Source organism: Streptomyces sp. NPDC104381, from assembly GCF_055583745.1.
Window position 1 is genome coordinate 47,560 of sequence record NZ_JBVJNK010000009.1, and the last position, 15,980, is coordinate 63,539.

At 72.6% G+C, this 15,980-nt stretch carries 10 protein-coding genes; 4 read left to right on the plus strand and 6 right to left on the minus strand.

Annotated elements, in window-relative coordinates; all coding sequences use genetic code 11:
• Nucleotides 1–34: 34 nt before the first annotated feature.
• From ACZ607_RS29220 to ACZ607_RS29230, 3 genes are all read right to left on the minus strand, one after another.
• On the minus strand, nucleotides 35–1,408 hold the full coding sequence (locus tag ACZ607_RS29220) for a carbohydrate ABC transporter permease (protein WP_469739480.1): 1,374 nt from the start codon (nucleotides 1,406–1,408) through the stop codon (nucleotides 35–37).
• A 4-nt stretch (nucleotides 1,409–1,412) separates the two neighbouring features.
• Entirely contained in the window at nucleotides 1,413–2,777 is a 1,365-nt protein-coding gene (locus tag ACZ607_RS29225) for an ABC transporter substrate-binding protein (RefSeq protein WP_469739482.1), read from the minus strand.
• A 204-nt stretch (nucleotides 2,778–2,981) separates the two neighbouring features.
• Nucleotides 2,982–6,320, minus strand: a complete 3,339-nt coding sequence (locus ACZ607_RS29230; RefSeq protein ID WP_469739485.1) for an FHA domain-containing protein — start codon at nucleotides 6,318–6,320, stop codon at nucleotides 2,982–2,984.
• Between the two features lie 419 nt (nucleotides 6,321–6,739).
• Between ACZ607_RS29230 and ACZ607_RS29235 the strand changes: the two genes are divergently transcribed.
• From ACZ607_RS29235 to ACZ607_RS29250, 4 genes are all read left to right on the plus strand, one after another.
• Complete coding sequence (locus ACZ607_RS29235) at nucleotides 6,740–8,374, plus strand: serine/threonine-protein kinase (RefSeq protein ID WP_469739501.1); 1,635 nt, start codon at nucleotides 6,740–6,742, stop codon at nucleotides 8,372–8,374.
• 146 nt (nucleotides 8,375–8,520) lie between these two features.
• Nucleotides 8,521–9,759, plus strand: coding sequence for a serine/threonine-protein kinase (locus ACZ607_RS29240; protein WP_469739503.1), 1,239 nt, complete (start codon nucleotides 8,521–8,523; stop codon nucleotides 9,757–9,759).
• Between the two features lie 70 nt (nucleotides 9,760–9,829).
• On the plus strand, nucleotides 9,830–10,936 hold the full coding sequence (prfB, locus tag ACZ607_RS29245) for a peptide chain release factor 2 (protein WP_469739506.1): 1,107 nt from the start codon (nucleotides 9,830–9,832) through the stop codon (nucleotides 10,934–10,936).
• Nucleotides 10,937–11,295: 359 nt separating this feature from the next.
• Nucleotides 11,296–11,982 (plus strand): LPXTG cell wall anchor domain-containing protein, encoded by a 687-nt coding sequence (locus tag ACZ607_RS29250; protein ID WP_469739508.1) that lies wholly within the window; start codon nucleotides 11,296–11,298, stop codon nucleotides 11,980–11,982.
• A 115-nt stretch (nucleotides 11,983–12,097) separates the two neighbouring features.
• Here ACZ607_RS29250 and ACZ607_RS29255 read toward each other — a convergent pair whose 3' ends face one another.
• From ACZ607_RS29255 to ACZ607_RS29265, 3 genes are read right to left on the minus strand one after another with little or no spacing between them, the layout of a single operon-like run.
• Nucleotides 12,098–13,402 carry an MFS transporter gene (locus ACZ607_RS29255; protein WP_469739510.1) on the minus strand — a complete coding sequence of 435 codons (1,305 nt, stop codon included), beginning with the start codon at nucleotides 13,400–13,402 and terminating at the stop codon, nucleotides 12,098–12,100.
• Nucleotides 13,399–14,709 carry a hydrolase gene (locus ACZ607_RS29260; protein WP_469739512.1) on the minus strand — a complete coding sequence of 437 codons (1,311 nt, stop codon included), beginning with the start codon at nucleotides 14,707–14,709 and terminating at the stop codon, nucleotides 13,399–13,401. Before ACZ607_RS29260 ends, ACZ607_RS29255 begins: the two co-directional genes overlap by 4 nt.
• Complete coding sequence (locus ACZ607_RS29265) at nucleotides 14,709–15,962, minus strand: ATP-grasp domain-containing protein (RefSeq protein WP_469739514.1); 1,254 nt, start codon at nucleotides 15,960–15,962, stop codon at nucleotides 14,709–14,711. The genes ACZ607_RS29260 and ACZ607_RS29265 overlap by 1 nt, the downstream gene beginning before the upstream one ends.
• Between the last annotated feature and the right edge of the window lie 18 nt (nucleotides 15,963–15,980).

The following is a 15,980-nucleotide window of genomic DNA, read 5'->3' on the forward strand; positions in this document are numbered from 1 at the left end:
CGGCAGGGGCCTGGTGCGACGTGGGCCCGCGTGGTCACCGGCGCCCCTCCTTCCGCATCCTGCGGATGTTGAACAGCATCACCGGGATCACCAGCAGCAGCAGGAGTACGGCGATGGCGCTGCCGACCCCGAGGTCCGCGTCCGTGCCGAACGAGGAGCGGTACAGCTGGAGGGCCAGGACGTTCGCGTCGTCCTGGGAGGAGCCCGGGGCGATGATGAAGACCAGGTCGAAGATCTTCAGGACGTTGATCATCAGGGTGACCAGGACCACCGCGAGCACGGGGGCCAGCATCGGCACCGTGATCCGCCGGAACACCTGCCACTCGTTCGCGCCGTCCACCCGGGCCGCTTCGAGGAGTTCGCGGGGCAGCCCCGCCAGGCCGGCGGCGATCAGTACCATCGCGAATCCGGCCCACATCCAGACGTAGCTGCCGATGATGCCCGGCGTCACGAGGGACGGACCGAGCCAGTCGACCCCGTTGTACGGCTCCCGGAAGTTGTCGGCGGGAAGCCGGAGCAGGGAGCCGTCGGCCGAGGCGGGCAGGGTGAACACCCCGTCCGCGCCGGCCGTCGCCGAGGCGACGACCTTGCCGTCCTTCACCGCCTCGACGGTGATGCCCTTGAGGCCGAGCTCCTTCGGGTCGACGACGTTGGGCTTGCCACCGCCGCCCCTGGTGAAGTCGAGCCAGGCCGTCCCGGTGACGCCGTCACCGGACGCGGTGGGCGCCTTCGCGGGCTTCGCGTCGCCCGGCATCTTCGCCGGGACGACACCGACCAGCGGCAGGTGCACCGGCTCACCGGCCCGCACGGGCTCCTTCGTCACGAAGGAGCCGCCGCCACCGGCCTTCAGCGGATGGACCGGCAGCGGGTGCGCCTTCGGGAAGCCCGAGGACCGCGCGAACGTGTCGTGCACCCCCACCGCCACGGCGTTGGCCACCCCGCGCTCCGGCGCCTGCTCGTACACCAGCCGGAAGATGATGCCGGCGGCCAGCATGGAGATCGCCATCGGCATGAAGACGATCAGCTTGAACGCCGTGCCCCACCGGATCCGTTCGGTGAGCACCGCGAAGATCAGGCCCAGCACGGTGGCGACCGTCGGTGCGAACACGACCCAGATCGCGTTGTTCTTGACCGCCGTCCGGATGGTGTCGTCCGTGAACAGCGCCCTGTAGTTGTCCAGTCCCGCGAATCCGGTGCCGGACTGGTCGAGGAACGAGCGGTAGACGGAGTACACGATCGGATAGACGACGAGGGCGCCGAGCAGCACCAGGGCGGGCAGCAGGAACGCCGCCGCGACGGCCCTCCGGGTGCCCGTGACGCTCCGGGGCGTGCGCGTGCCCGTGTCAGGGTCAGGACGCTTGTCGGCGGGGGGCGCGCTCTCCGCGCCCCCCGCTGTCGCTGTGGTCATCCCGTCAGCTCGTGTACGCCTTGGCCGCGGCGGACTCCAGCTCGGCTTGAGTCCCCGCGATGTCCTTCGGGTTCTTCAGGAAGTCCTGGAGGGTCTTCCACTCACCCTTGCCGGGCGTCCCGCCGAACGACTGCGGGGCCTGGTCGGACATGTCGAACCGGACGTCGTCACCGGCGTCGATGAGCGCCTCGGCGATCTTGCGCTGCACGTCGTTCGGGTACGCGGACGAGTCCAGCCCCTTGTTGGGCGAGATGAACCCGCCGGCCTCGGCCCAGATCTTCGCCGAGTCCTTCGAGGCGAGCCAGGTCAGCAGGGCCTGGGCGCCCTTGGTGTCCTTGAGCGCCACGGCCGCGTCGCCGCCCGTCACCACGGGGGAGTCCGCGCCGACGGCCGGGAACGGGAACACCTTGGCGTCCGTACCGATCTTCGCCTCGGTCTGCGCGATGTTGATGGAGACGAAGTCGCCCTCGAAGACCATCGCGCCCTTGGGCTGGTCGCCGCCGGTGAACGTCTGGGTGACCGACACGGGGAACTCGGTCTGCAGCGCGCCGTCCGCGCCGCCGGAGATCAGGGCGGGCTTGCCGAAGAGCTCGGCGAGGGTCGTCAGGGCGTCCTTGACGGACGGGTCCGTCCACTTGATCTCGTGCTTGGCCAGCTGGTCGTACTTCTCCGGGCCGGCCTGGGAGAGGTAGACGTTCTCGAACCAGTCCGTGAGCGTCCAGCCGTCGGCGCCGCCGACCGAGACCGGGGTGACGCCGGAGGCGGAGACCGTCTCGGCCGTGGCGATGAAGTCCTTCCAGGTCTTCGGCTCGCTCGCGCCCGCGTTCTCGAAGGCCTTGGTGTTGTACCAGACCAGGGACTTGTTGGCGGCCTTGAAGTAGACGCCGTACTGGGTGCCGTCGACCGCGCCGAGGTCCTGCCAGACCTGCGCGTAGTTCTGGCCCAGCTGGGCCCGCGCCTCGTCGCCGACCGGCTTGGCCCACTTCTTGGCCACCGCCTGCTGGATCGCCCCCACCTGCGGGATCATCGCGACGTCCGGCGGCTGGCCGCCCGCGATCTTCGTACCGAGGAAGTTGACGATCGGGTCCTGCGCCGGGACGAAGGTGACCGTGGCACCCGTCCGCTTCTCGAACTCGTCGAGGACCTTGGTGAAGTTGGCCTGCTCGGGGCCGGTCCAGACCGCGGCGACCGATATCTTCTCGCCGTCGAGCTTCGGCAGGTTGACGGTCGACGTGCTGTCCTCGGTCGTGCCGGACCCGTCTGCCGCCTTGTCCTTGCCGTCACCGTCGCCGCTGCACCCGGCGACGGCCAGCGCCCCGATCGCGGTGAACACCAGTGCGGCCCTACGCATGCGAAGGGTTCTGCGCATTCCCTGCCCCGTCTCTCCTGCGCGCGCATGAGCCCCGACCGGCACCAACGGGAGGACTCCGCAGGGCCGTTCACGTCTCACATCGTGCGGTTCACATCGTCCGTGCGCACAGTCCTATGCCCGGCGCACCGGAGCCGCAATACCGCTGTCGGCGCCAACTCCGTGATCGTGATGGGCTCGTGACGTCGCACCGGGACGTGGTGTCTAGGAGATCAGCGGGGGGAGCGGCTCCGCGTTCACCGAGCGGGCCGCCCGGTCCAGGGCGCTGGCCAGCAGGGCCAGGTCGGTGGGGCCGTTGCCCAGCTCGCGGACCGGCCTGCGGGCCGGCGGATCTCCCATCCGCTCCCACTCCAGCGGTACGACGGTGGGGCGCAGGGTCGCCGTACGAGGGATGCGGCCGGTGACCCGGCCACCCTGGAACGGCGTCACCCGGCCGTCCGGATGCCCCAGCCGCCCACGGCCGGGCGCGGCCTCGTCCGGGGACGGGGGGACGACGGGCGGGTCGAGCACGATGCGCAGCCGCGCGCCCCGGGCCAGCTCCGTGTCCTCGGTGCGGTCGGGGCGGGCGGAGGTGGCGACCAGATGGACGCCGAGGCGCCCGCCGTCCCTGGCCACGGCCTCCAGCACCCGGACGACGGACCCGGCGGACGGGCGGCCGGGACTGCCGAGCGCCGGGGCCACCAGGGCGTCGAAGTCGTCGGCCAGGACGACCAGCCGGGGCAGGGGCGAGGGCCCGGGATCCGCCGGGCGGGCCGAGGCGGGCCGCAGCCGCAGCGTGCCGCTGGCGGGCGATTCGAGGTCGCCGCGCTGATCGGCGGCGCCGGTGGCGCGACGGCCGGTGAGCCCGAGCGACTCCTCGTACCGCGCGTGCCACGCGTCGAAGTCCAGGGTGCCCAGCAGCTCCGCCCGGCGCTTCAGCTCGCCGCCCAGCGCCTGGGCGAACTCCCGCATCCGTACGGGATCGGAGGCCACCAGGTGGGTGAAGACGTGCGGCAGTTCCGTACAGGGGCGGAGCCCCTCGCCCCGCTCACCCTGCTCGCCGGCCGCCCCGTCGATGAGGAGGATGCCGAGCCGGTCGGGGCGGGCGGCGGAGGCCAGGGAGGCGGCGGCGGCGCGCAGCAGCTCCGTACGGCCGCTGCCCGTGGGGCCCTCGATCAGCAGGTGCGGGCCCTCGTCGGCGAGGTCCACGGAGAGCGGGCCGCGGGGGCCCGCGCCGAGGACGATCACGGGCCGCCCCGCGTAACCCGGGGCGGTGGACGCCGGGGCGCCGCTGTCGCGCCGCTGCGCGCCGATCCGGGGGGTGTCGGTGCTCGCGGGGGCGTACGCGGAGAAGCCCGAGCCCGAGCTGGTCGGCCCGCTGCCCCGGAACGGGGTGTGCCCGGGGTCGGGGGACTCGCGCTGTGCGCCCACCCGGGGCCCGGTGCTCAGGGTGCGCCCGGAGCTGGTGGTGTCCAGGTCCCCGGAGCCGGAGGCGGCCGTGCGCACCGTGGCGCCCGGCTGGACCTCGGCGGCGGAGGCCCAGCGCGCCATCAGGGAGGCCGGGGTCGCCCTGGCGAGGCCCAGCTCGTCCAGCAGCCGGGCGGACGGGGGCAGAGCCGCCGCCATGGGCCGGCCGAGCAGCGTGGCCGTGCCCTCGTCCCGCAGCGGGGCCAGGGCCCGTCCGAACCGCTCGGCCCAGGCGGCCGACACGGCGTCCACCGCGGCGACGGTGCCGTGGCCCGCCGCCTGGCCGCCCGCCGTGCGCAGCAGCCGCAGCGCGGTCGCCACATCGCCGCTGAGCATGGCGACGGCCCCGCACTCGCGGAACGCGATCGAGGCCCGGCACGCGGTGTCGTACGTCGCGGCTACCGGGGAGGTGGGGGAGGCGGCCGGGGTCTCGGCCAGGCAGATCAGGTGGATCCCGGCGGCGGACCCGGCACCGGCCAGCGCGGCCGTGGTCTCGCGCAGGGCCGCCGAACCGGGGTCGCCGTCCACGATCACCACGGTGTACGGCCCGGTGTGCCGCCGGGCCGCCTCGGCCACGGAGGCCGGGTCGGCGCTCGCCCAGCCGGGCCCCAGCGGCCCCTCCTCCACCCGGCGCACCAGCTCCGCCGCCCGGGCGCCCGCCTGCTCACGGTCGTACGCGAGGAGCAGGCGGCAGTCCTGGCCGTGCATGGGGCGCAGATGGGGCAGCCAGCCGAGCCAGGACCACTCGCGCCGCCGCTCCTCCAGGCTCCGGTTGCGGTCCGCGCTGATCAGCACGATCTCCACGTCGAAGGGGGAGTGGAGCGCGGCGAGCTGCGCCACGGTCGAGCGGGCGAGTCCGGCCAGCCGGGCCCGGGGGCCCGCGAGCCCCAGCGAACCGGCCTCGCGCAGCCCCACGGTGACCGGCACGGCCGGCAGGTCGGCCCGCTCCGTCGTGCCGAGCCGGACGACCAGGGCCTCGGGATGCGCGGTGCCGCGCTCCCAGAGGCGGGGGCCGGGGCCGAGCGCCGTGAGGAGCACGGTGGCGGGGTCCGGCCAGGTCCCGGCCGGGGCCGAGGGCGAGTGCGGGGGGACGGAGGGGGCGTGCGGGGCGGCCCCGGGCTCCGGTCCTGCCACCGGCGGGCCGTCGGGCGTCCCGTGCGCCTGCTCTCCTCTGCCGCCCTTGAGCCGCCGCGCCCAGGCGCCTATGCCGCCGCGTCTCGCGGGGTCCCCGGGGGCGAGCTCGGAGCCGCGGCCGTGGGTGACGTGCGCGGGTGGCCCATCGCGGTGGGCACCGGGCCGGGACGGGCCGTCGCCGGGTTCCTCGGGCGGGACGTGACCGGCGGGGGCCTGACCGGCAGGGACGTGTCCGGCGGAGGAGCTGCCGGCGGCGGGATCCGGGCCGTCCGGACCGCGTTCCCCGGCCGCCCCCGGGGCGCCGCCCACCGCGTCCGCGCGGGCCACCCGCAGATGGCCCTCGCCGTCCGGCGTCGTCGTCAGCACCGGCGTACGGGTGCCTGGCGTGAGGCGGAGCGTGGACTCGCCGAGCCGCAGCAGGGCGCCCGGCACCAGCCGGACCGGGCGGTCGGTGACGTCCGCGCCGTCCAGCGAGGTGCCGTTGGTGGAGCCCAGGTCGGCGACGGACACCCGGCCGTCGTCCGAGACCGTCACCGCGCAGTGCAGGCGGGACACGTCGGGGTCGTCGAGCGGGACGTCGGCCTCGGCGGAGCGGCCGATCCGGATCTGCCCGCCGTGCAGCAGATGGACGCCTCCGGCGTCCGGCCCCGCGATCACGTGCAGCCGCGCCGGAACGGCGTCGTCGGCCGCCTCGTCCTCGCCGGGCACCTGGAGCGAGAGGACCGTGCCGTCCACCAGGGGCGGTTCGCCGAGGGCGCAGCGCTGCGGATCGAGCCGCTCGCGCCCCGCGTACAGCACGGTGGCGCCGCCGCCCTGGGAGCCCTCGGGGCCGGAGACCGCGGCGGCCAGGCTGGAGGCGACGGCCGCGAGGGCCGTCCCCGCGGGGGCGGTCACGAGCACGTCGCAGGCGCGCGCCGGGGTCTGGCCGCTGCGCGGCGCGAGGACGGTCAGCCGGATCTGCATCGCCGTCAGCGGTCCCTTCTGCGCGGGGTGCCCGGCAGGGGAAATGCCCTGTGATTCCCCCCACCCGGCACGGACGCGTCGTCCGGTACAGGTCGTCACGGACCGTGAGGCTCCCGACCTGACGGTTCCGTGCTGCAGGCATCCTCGCACCTGCCACTGACAACACGCCCGGGGGTGACCGCTTAGTGATCTTGAATGGCCGAGTGTGGGTGTAAAAGTGCCTGCTTGGTCCTGCCGGGGACGTGCTGCACACTCGTTCGGCAACCAACTCTTCCGTGAAGGCGTCTTCCCGCTGACACCGTGGCAACACGGCCGGAGGACGACCGACCGGTGCCCCGTACGGCGGCATTAGAGTGGGCCGGAACATCGGGCGGGCCCCGGGGGACCGCAAGCACATCGATCAGCAGGGAGCGCGTGACGTGCGGCCAGTCGGCAGCAAGTACCTGCTCGAGGAGCCGCTCGGACGCGGCGCCACGGGCACCGTCTGGCGAGCCCGCCAGCGGGAGACCGCGGGCGCCGAGGCGGCCGTCGCCGGGCAGCCCGGCGAGACCGTCGCGATCAAGGTGCTCAAGGAGGAGCTCGCCAACGACGCGGACGTCGTGATGCGGTTCCTGCGGGAGCGCTCCGTGCTGCTGCGGCTCACCCACCCCAACATCGTGCGCACCCGGGACCTCGTCGTCGAGGGCGATCTCCTCGCCCTGGTGATGGACCTGGTCGACGGCCCCGACCTGCACCGCTACCTCCGTGAGAACGGCCCGCTCACCCCGGTCGCCGCCGCCCTGCTCACGGCCCAGATCGCGGACGCGCTCGCCGCGAGCCACGCCGACGGCGTGGTCCACCGGGACCTGAAGCCCGCCAACGTGCTCCTCGACGAGCGCGACGGCGGCATGACGCCGATGCTCACCGACTTCGGCATCGCGCGTCTCGCGGACTCCCCGGGGCTCACCCGGACCCACGAGTTCGTCGGCACCCCCGCCTATGTGGCGCCCGAGTCCGCCGAGGGCCGTCCGCAGACCTCGGCCGTGGACGTCTACGGCGCGGGCATCCTGCTGTACGAGCTGGTCACCGGCCGTCCGCCGTTCTCCGGCGGCACCGCGCTGGAGGTCCTGCACCGGCACCTCAGCGAGGAGCCCCGGCGCCCGAGCACCGTCCCGGAACCGCTGTGGACGGTCATCGAGCGCTGCCTGCGCAAGGACCCGGACCAGCGGCCCAGCGCCGTGAACCTCGCCCGGGCGCTGCGCACCGTCGGCTCCGGCATCGGCGTGCACGCGAATTCGGCGCAGATCGCCGCCGCCGAGGGCGTGGGCGCCCTGCTCGCTCCCGACCCGGCGCCCGCGGCCGTCCCGGAGACCCCGGGCGCGGCCGACCCGACGCAGGTGCTGCCGAGCAACGCGGGATCGTACGACCCGGCGGCCCCGACCAGCGTCATGCGGCAGACCCCCGGCGGGGGCGGCCAGGCCGACCCGACCGCGATGATGCCGCCCGTACCGCCGCGCCCCGACGGCGCTCCCGGGCCCGACGAACCGCACCCCTGGCAGTCCCAGCTCCGGGCAGCCCGGGACCGTAACGAGCAGACGCAGGTCCAGTACCTCGACCCGAGCCAGGACCCGCTGCGCCGCCGCCCGCAGCGCCAGCAGCCGCCGCAGGACCGGCAGCCCCCCCAGCGCCAGCAGCAGCGGGCCCAGCAGTACCCGCCGCAGCAGCAGCAGCCCCAGCGCTACCAGGCGCCGCCCCAGCAGCAACAGCAGCGGCCCCAGCCGGCGCAGCGGCAGCAGTACGCGCCCCCGCAGCAGCCCGCGCCCCAGCCGCCGGCCCCGCGCCAGCCGAGGCAGCGCAGCGCCAACCCGATGCGCATCCCCGGCCTCGGCTGCCTCAAGGGCTGCCTGTTCACCGTGGTGCTGCTGGTCGTCGCGGCCTGGCTCATCTGGGAGCTGACACCGCTTCAGGACTGGGTCGCCCAGGGCCAGAGCTTCTGGGACGCCATAGGGGACGGCATCGGCAAGGTCACCGACTGGTTCAAGGAGATCGGCGACAGCGGCACGACCGGCCAGTAAAACCCCCCACTCTGTGTCTTTGTCGACTTCTGCGGGCCCAATTCGCCCGCAGAAGTGAAGGTTGGCGCCATCCCGGGCACGCAACACCCCGTTCGCCGCGTAACTTTGTCGACCGGGGGTCAACGCCAGCCGCTGAGGGAGCAGTCTTGGCACGGAATATCGGCAGCCGGTACACCGCCCACCAGATCCTGGGGCGCGGCAGCGCCGGAACGGTGTGGCTCGGCGAGGGGCCGGAAGGTCCCGTCGCCATCAAGCTGCTGCGTGAGGACCTCGCGTCCGACCAGGAGCTCGTGGGCCGCTTCGTCCAGGAGCGCACCGCGCTGCTCGGGCTCGGCCATCCGCACGTCGTCGCCGTACGCGACCTCGTGGTGGACGGCACCGACCTGGCCCTGGTCATGGATCTCGTGCGGGGCACGGATCTGCGCACCCGGCTGGACCGGGAGCGCCGCCTCGCGCCGGAGGCCGCCGCCGCGATCATCGCGGACGTCGCCGACGGCCTCGCCGCCGCGCACCGCGCCGGAGTGGTGCACCGCGACGTCAAGCCGGAGAACATCCTGCTCGACATGGAGGGCCCGCTCGGCCCCGGCGGCTCGCACCCCGCGCTGCTCACCGACTTCGGCGTGGCCAAGCTGATCGACACCCCGCGCCGCACCAAGGCCACGAAGATCATCGGTACGCCGGACTACCTGGCCCCCGAGATCGTCGAAGGCCTGCCGCCGCGCGCCGCCGTCGACATCTACGCCCTCGCGACCGTGTTCTACGAGCTGCTCGCCGGCTTCACCCCCTTCGGCGGCGGCCACCCCGGGGCGGTCCTGCGCCGCCATGTCACCGAGACGGTCGTCCCGCTCCCGGGCATCCCCGAGGAGCTCTGGCAGCTCCTGGTGCAGTGCCTGGCCAAGGCCCCCGCCTCCCGGCTGCGCGCCTCCGAGCTGGCGACCCGGCTGCGGGAGCTGCTGCCGCTGCTGGCCGGGATACCCCCGCTCGACGTCGACGAGCCGGACAACGAGGCCGAGCCGCAGGCGTACGACGAGCAGCAGTACACCCCGGCGCCCGAGGAGCCCCGCCGCCGCGGCGCGGTCCCGCTGGTGCCCGGCTCCTCCCCGGACTCCAACCGGGACACCCACACGAGCATGCGCGTCCCCGCCCCCGACGAACTCTCCGGAGGCCCCCTCGGCACGGCCCGCGCCCCCCGCGCGCCCGGCCGGCCGCGCCCCGGCTCGGCCCGCAACAAGTCCGCGGCAGTCCGCAAGCGGCGGATCACCCTGGGTGCCGCCGCGGTCGCCCTGTGTGCGGCGATAGGGGTGGGCGGCTGGTTCGCCACGAGCGGCGACGACCCGGGCAGCGCCCCCGAGGACACGCGGAATTCGGCTCCGTCGACTCCCTGAGGGCCGCCCCGGAGGGGGTGCGGGACCGGGGGAGGGACGTGTTCACCCGTCCAGCCGTTACGCTGGACCCGTGGCAGTCGTCGATATTTCCGAAGAGCTGAAGTCCCTCTCCTCGACCATGGGGTCGATCGAGGCCGTCCTGGACCTCGATGCGCTGAGGGCTGACATCGCCGCGCTCGAGGAGCAGGCGGCGGCGCCGTCCCTCTGGGACGACCCGGAGGCGGCGCAGAAGATCACCAGCAAGCTTTCGCACCTCCAGGCCGAGGTCCGCAAGACCGAGGCCCTGCGCGGCCGCATCGACGACCTCGAAGTCCTCTTCGAGCTCGCCGAGGACGAGGGTGACGCCGACGCGCGCGCGGAGGCGGAGGCCGAGCTGGAGTCCGTCCGCAAGGCGCTGGACGAGATGGAGGTCCGCACGCTCCTCTCCGGCGAGTACGACGCGCGCGAGGCCCTGGTCACGATCCGCGCCGAGGCCGGCGGCGTCGACGCGGCCGACTTCGCCGAGAAGCTCCAGCGCATGTACCTCCGCTGGGCCGAGCGGCACAACTACAAGACCGAGGTTTACGAGACGGCCTACGCCGAGGAGGCCGGCATCAAGTCGACCACCTTCGCGGTGGAGGTTCCGTACGCCTACGGCACGCTCTCCGTCGAGCAGGGCACGCACCGGCTCGTCCGCATCTCGCCGTTCGACAACCAGGGCCGCCGCCAGACGTCCTTCGCGGGCGTCGAGGTGCTGCCGGTGGTCGAGCAGACGGACCACGTCGAGATCGACGAGTCCGAGCTCCGCGTCGACGTGTACCGCTCGTCGGGCCCCGGCGGCCAGGGCGTCAACACCACGGACTCCGCGGTGCGCCTGACCCACCTGCCCACCGGCATCGTCGTCTCCTGCCAGAACGAGCGCTCGCAGATCCAGAACAAGGCGTCCGCGATGAACGTCCTCCAGGCGAAGCTCCTCGAGCGCCGCCGCCAGGAGGAGCAGGCCAAGATGAACGCGCTCAAGGGCGACGGCGGCAACTCCTGGGGCAACCAGATGCGTTCCTACGTCCTCCACCCGTACCAGATGGTCAAGGACCTGCGTACGGAGTTCGAGATGGGCAACCCCGAGGCGGTCTTCAACGGCGAGATCGACGGCTTCGTCGAGGCCGGCATCCGCTGGCGCAAGCAGAGCGAGAAGTAGCCTCAGCCGTACGGCTTCCGGGCCCGGACAGGATCCCCTGTCCGGGCCCGTCCGCGTTCCCATCCGGGCGAGGGCGCAGGGGAGTTGGGGGGAAGGTGTGGCGAATGAGTCACAGTCGTGATTCCGAATACCCGTCAAGAACCCCCATAGCGGGCCGTATGGTCCCGGAACGCCCTTGACGTAGTCCTTATCTCTGGACAGGGTGCTAGAGCAGCACGCTTATGTCTGGGACAGGTGTGATCGGGGGCGGGCGGGATGACCACGGTACGGCGTGGCCCTGCAGAGTGTGTGACCCCGCAGGGCCGTGGACCGCATAGGGCTGCTCCATCGACAAGATCAGCTACTGGGGGTAGCAACAGATGACCAAGAAGACGCGAATCCGCGTCGCGCGGATAGCCGCCGGTGCGGTTATCGCCGCGGGTGCCTCGCTGACCGCCGCAGGTGCGGCGCAGGCTGTGGGCGTCGACGTCAACATCGCCGGACTCGGCGCGAGCGTCGAGGCCGACGAGCAGGGCCTCGAAGTCGGCGTCAGCGCCTACAACGACGAGGACCCGGGCGAAGAGGACCCGAACAACCCGGGTACCCCGACCGATGGCCCGACGGAGCCGGGTGACCCGACCGACGAGCCGACGGACCCGGGCACGCCCACCGACGAGCCCACCGACCCGGGCACCCCGACCGACGAGCCGACGGACCCGGGTACTCCGACCGACGAGCCCACCGACCCGGGCACCCCCACCGGTGAGCCGACCGACGAGCCCACCGACGGCCCGACGGACACGCCCACCGATGAGCCCACCGACGGTGCGACGGACGCGCCCTCCGGCACCCCGTCGGACCCGTCCTACCCGGACGCCGGTGACAACACCGACACCGACAGCGTCGGCAACCAGCCGGTCGAGCAGGGCAAGGGCAAGGACGAGCTCGCCGAGACCGGTGCGGCCGAGACCACGTTCCTGCTGATCGGCGCCGCGACCATGATCGCCGGTGGTATCGGCTTCCGCATCCTGCCGCGTCTGGCGGGCGGCGGTCGTACGGCCGCCTAGTAGGCGCCTGCGGTAGGCGTACGCCGCCTGTACGCACAGAGGGACCCGGCCCGCTTCCGCGGGGGCCGGGTCCCTCTGTGCGTGGGGGGTGGAACGAGCCGGGTGCGACGAACCGTCAGGCCGTCGAGTCGGCCGCCTGACGGGGCTCCGCCACGGGTTCCGTGACGGCTGCCGCCTCGGTCGTCGCGAAGGCCGGGGTGCCCTCGGTCTCCTTCGGCGTGGCGCTCTCCTTCTTCGCGGAGGAGAAGCTGACGGCGGCGCAGACCAGCGCGATCGCCCCGACGGCGTACCAGTTGAGGCCCGGGATGTCGGTGGAGCGCGAGAGGTCGTAGAGCGCGCCCGCGGCGAGCGTGCCGACCATGTTGCCGAAGCTGCGGAAGAAGTGCATGGCGCCCATGGCCCGCGCCAGCCGGTCCGCCGGCATCCGGTCGGCGACCCAGAGGTCGAAGGACGGCGTGAACAGGATGTCGCCGAAGACCACGACCAGGCAGCCGACGACCACCCACACCGCCGTCTGGCCGGCCCCGAACAGGGCGTACGCCGCCGCCATCGCGAGGAACGCGGCGCCCATGACCTGACCGGGCCGCAGGTGCTTGGACATGAATCGGAACGCCGGGTACTGGAGTACCAGGAGCGCCAGGCCGGTGATCCAGAAGGGGGTGGAGACCGGCAGGTCCGCGGCGAACTCCTCCATGTGCAGCGGCATGCCGACCAGGAAGCTGATCGACAGGATCCAGAAGACGCTGGAGAGCAGGAAGTAGCTTCCGCCACCGCCCAGTTGCAGACCCTTGAGGATCGCGACGTTGACCAGCGGGGTGTCCTTCGCCGCCGGGTCGCCCAGGTCGCCCGCGTCGGCCGGGATGAACGAGGCCGCTGCCGCGCAGTAGCCGGCGAACAGGACGAACACCACCAGGAACAGGATCGTCATGGAGGAGCCGAGGAACAGCCCGCCGATCACCGCACCGGCGATGACACCGAGCTGGCAGGACATCTGGAACGAGGAGAAGGCCTTGGGCCGGTCCGCGGCGGGCAGGGTGCCGAGGATGTTCTTCAGCCCCGGGAAGGAGATGCCCGAGCCGAAGCCCACGAAGAAGGCCAGCAGGCTGTAGAACGCCACCCCGTGCGCGAAGCCCATCCCGCCGAGCGCGACGGCCTCCAGGGCGATGCCCGCGATGATGCTCGTACGGGTTCCGAAGCGGGCCGCGACGCCCTCGTAGAAGAAGGTCGCGCTCAGCCGGCCCACGTACGTCAGGAACATCACGAACCCGGCCCAGAAACCGCTGTACTCCACGCCGAGCGTCGAGATCAGGTGGGGGAACCAGATGTAGTTGCCGATGTGGGCGAGCGCGATGCCGGAGTTGACGCCCAGCAGGACCTTGCGGGTCTGCGGGCTCAGGACATGGCGTTCCTGGCGGCTCATACGGTGACCTTTCCTCGGGTGGGGGTGGAGCGCAGGTCCCGGATGGCCCGCACGAGGGCCGCGCGGTCGACGGCCGTGCCGCCCACGTACGTGGCCCGGGGGAGCTGCGACAGCGGCTGTCCGGCGGCGGCCGGGTCGATCAGGTTGAACGTGGCCGGGCTGCCCTCGGCGATGAGGTCCGTCGCGGGCTCGCGGCCGGAGAGCTCGTCGAAGAAGCCGCGGGCCGTGGTCGTCGCCGTACGCAGCAGGGCCTCGCGCAGACCGGGCTTGCCCAGGTCGTCGCCGGCCAGCAGGTCCAGCTCGCCCTTGAGCGCGTCGCCGTGGAACGCGCCGGTGTTGCCGCAGTCCGTGCCGATCAGCAGCGCCCCGCGCTCCAGCGCGGCCAGGCTGTTGTCGCGCATGTTGACCAGCGCCGCGGTCCTGGTGTCCTGGACCTCGTACTGGATGCCGAACGGCTCCTCGATCTTCGATACGAAGTCGAGGTTGGCCAGGTCCTGGGTCTCACGGAACCCGGGCCGCCGGTACTCGCGCAGGAAGTCCTCGCGCTCCATGATCATGGGGCGCAGACCGCTGAGCGTGGAGGCGAACCGGGCGCCTTCGAGCGCCTGCCAGTCCGCCGCAGACAGCCCGACGTCCCGTACCGGGTGGGCGAAGATGCGGAAGCCGAAGGCGTAGGCCTGCATCACCTCGTCGCGGGTGTTGCAGTCGATGACCGCCTTCAGCCCGTGCTCGGCGGCCACCCGCGGTACGTGGGCGAGGAGATTGCCCGGGAGCCGGGAGAAGCGCTTGCTGCTCTCCGGCTGTTCGGCGCCCTCGGTGTACATGACCTTCAGGAAGGTCGCGCCGCGGGCCTTGTTCGCCGCGAGCACCGTGGCGAGGTCGTCCTGCACGCTCAGCATGAAGACCGGCGCGGGGAACTCGACGCCGTGGCCGTAGTGGCCGTCGATGTCCTTGGTCGCGGTGGCGGCGTAACCGCAGTGGGCCACCTCGGGCCAGGGCAGGCCCAGCTCCCGCTTGCCCTGCTCCCAGCCTTCCTTGACCAGCGGGAAGCCGAACAGGTCCGCGACGTGGGTGATGCCGTGGTAGAGGTACTGGAGCGCGGAGATGCGCGGGTCGTCGAGCGAGTCGTCGAAGTTGGCCGGGAGCGCCAGGTGGGCGTGGGCCTCGACGAAGCCCGGCCACAGTTCCGGCGTGTCCGCGTCGTTCTCGTCGCGGTCCGCGACGGCGCGGACGGAGGAGAAGTGGCCGTCATCGACGGTGACGTCGTACAGGACGGACGGGTCGAGTTCCGGGATCGCGACGCGCATCAGCGGGCCACCTTCACCGAGAGGTTGAAGTCGATGTCGTCGAGCGCGGCCCGGACCCGGCCGGTGGCCTCGTCGCGGTCCTTGCCGGTGTAGATGAGGTGGCCGAGCCAGTCGAAGTTGCTCTTCGACAGCCGGGACACGGTGCGGCCGGGCTTGGCGTACGCCAGTGCCTCCACGAAGCCGGGGGTGCCCTGGAGCTTGTCGAAGCCGATGGAGACGATCTCGCCGTCGACGGGCGAGCCGAACCAGTGGCCGCCCGCGATGACGTCACCGGGGATGGGCAGTTCGGGCTTCTCGCCGAGGGCCTGGCGGATGACCTCCAGGTAGGCGTTGACACCGCTGGACAGCTCCATCAGCTGCGGCACGATGCCGCCGGTGAGCCGGCCGTTGACCTCGCACAGCACCGGTCCGCCCTCGGCCAGGATGTACTCGGCGTGGATGAAGCCGAAGTCGACGCCGAGGCCCTTGAGGACCTTCTCGTTCATCGCGAACAGCTCGTCCTGGAGCGGGTGGCCGCGGAAGTAGGTGAGGCCCATCTCGATGAAGTACGGGAAACCGCTCAGGTTGCGGTCGGTGATCCCGAGGTTGACGATCTCGCCGCCCTGGAGCACGCAGGCCTCGACGGAGACCAGCTCGCCCTCGACGAACTCCTCGACGACGATCTCCGGGATGCGGGTCACACCGCGGCCGTAGTCGTCCACCTTCGCCAGCTCGGCGAGGTAGTCGGTGAGCTCCTGGTCGTCGCGGAGGAGGAGCACGTGCAGGCTGGCGGTGCCGTCGGACGGCTTGACCACGCAGGGGAAGCCGATCTCGTGGACCGCGGCCGCCATGTCCTTCGGGTCCGCGACGGACACGAAGCGCGGCTGGCGTACGTCGGTCTTCTCCAGGGTCAGACGGGTGCGGTGCTTGTGGCGTGCGTTGAGGGCGCCCTCCACGCTCATCCCGGGCAGGCCGAGCGAGCGGGCCACCGAGGCGGCGTGCACCGTGTGGTACTCGCTGTAGGTCATGACGCCGTGGACCGGCTTCTGCGCGTTGATCTCCTTGGCGAGCCGCTCCAGCTCGTCGATGGAGAAGGCCTCCGTGCTCTTGACGACATCGCACTTGTCGTGGGCGAACGCGGCCTCGGCCAGGGGCGAGGCGCCGAGGTAGAAGTCCGGGTCGGCCGAGACGAACGTGACGTCGTGGCCCAGCTCCAGGGCGTTGGCGATGCCGGCGATGCCGTTCGGGTTGCATTCGATCATGAGGATGTGCATGGGAAGTCCTTAAGTTCG